This window comes from Metabacillus lacus (assembly GCF_009674805.1).
GTDB classification, from domain to species: Bacteria; Bacillota; Bacilli; order Bacillales; family Bacillaceae; genus Metabacillus_C; species Metabacillus_C lacus.
On record NZ_WKKI01000103.1, the window covers coordinates 1 to 1,548 of the forward strand.

The 1,548-nt window shown below is 43.3% G+C and carries 1 protein-coding gene; it reads left to right on the top strand.

Features of this window, described 5'->3' with window-relative positions; translation table 11 throughout:
• Positions 1 to 266: 266 nt before the first annotated feature.
• Complete coding sequence (locus tag GJU40_RS20410; protein WP_154309886.1) at positions 267 to 1,502, top strand: IS110 family RNA-guided transposase; 1,236 nt, start codon at positions 267 to 269, stop codon at positions 1,500 to 1,502.
• Positions 1,503 to 1,548: the final 46 nt, after the last annotated feature.

The window sequence follows — 1,548 nt, forward strand, 5'->3', positions numbered from 1 at the left end:
GAATCAAACATGACCTACTGGTCACCGCCAGGAATGAAAATTGGTTTGATTCTTGTGCCACAAAAGAATTATATTTGCATTTTTCTGTCCAGACTGACTATTAACGGATCAAAGGACGTCGGAATACTGGTGTTTATAAACCCGAGGAGGAATCCGTCCTATTGCACTAAAGAGTACCGCCGATTGTTGCCATGAGCACGTGTATAAAACTACATCTACTTAAAAGTGCATGATCTGTTAGTTTATTATTGGAAAGAGGAATATGTATGGATGCAATTCGTAAATGTTGTGCTGGTTTGGATGTTCATCAGGAGTCGATTACTGCTTGTATTCTAAACAGTCCATTGGACCGTAAACCCAAGCCGCTAATTAAGAATTTTGGTACAACGACCCGGGAGCTGCTTCAACTCCAGGATTGGCTGGCTGAAAACCAGTGTACCGAAGTTGCCATGGAAAGTACCGGAGTTTATTGGAAATCGGTATGGAACATCCTTGAGTCATCCTGCAAGCTTACGCTCGCGAACCCAGCGCATATTAAAAATATGCCGGGACGCAAGACGGACATAAAGGATGCTCAATGGATCGCTCAACTTCATCGCTGCGGCCTCATTCAAGCAAGCATGGTTCCTCCCCAGGACATTCGGGATCTGCGGGACCGGACACGTTATCGCCAAAAACTTATACACATGATTACATCGGAGAAGAACCGTATTCACAAAACATTACAGGATGCCAACATCAAACTGACCACGTTCATCTCTGACCTTTTCGGGGTTTCCGGACGGGCTCTTCTCGAAAAACTCATGGATGGCGAAGTGCTGGATGAGGAACAAATCAGATCTTTGGTTAAAACAAAACTGAAGAGAAAGGTTCCCCAAATTTTAGATGCTTTAAATGGAAAAGTGCGAGTGCATCATAGAGAAATGATCCGCATGCACATGAACAGTATCCTATTTTTAGAAGAACAGGTAGAGCAGCTTGAACAATCCATTCAGGAACTGCTTAAGCCATATCAAAAAGAAGTTGAACTCTTGGATTCGATTCCTGGGATTGATTTGGATGCCGCGGCGAGCATTCTTGCAGAAGTCGGACCCGACATGGACCTTTTCGAAACAGAAGCCCATTTAGCTTCTTGGGCCGGAATATGTCCAGGTAATAACGAAAGCGCAGGTGTTAAAAAAAAGTCAAAATCCCGACAGGGAAATAAACAGCTCAAATCCATGCTTTGCCAATCCGCATGGGCGATAAATGCAAAAAAAGATTGCAGGATTACATCGTTCTTTCATCGAGTGAAAAGGCGGCGAGGGGAAAAGAAGGCAGCCATGGCAACGGCTCATCTCTTCCTACGTATCATTTACCGCATCTTATCTGATAAAGTTGGATACCAAGAATTAGGCAGTCATTATATACAGGATAAGAAGGAAAGAACCGTGGATCAATTAAAAAAACAAATAGAGAGAATGGGTTATGTCATCCAGTTGGATCGAATACAAGCCAGCTAGCTGCATAAACCCATTTTAAAAAATCCAAATTCAAACCTTGGGGGGC

What these genes read in the sequence shown, in the direction of transcription:
- GJU40_RS20410 (WP_154309886.1), top strand. Translation starts at nt 267, where the DNA reads ATGGATGCAATTCGTAAATGTTGTGCTGGTTTGGATGTTCATCAGGAG.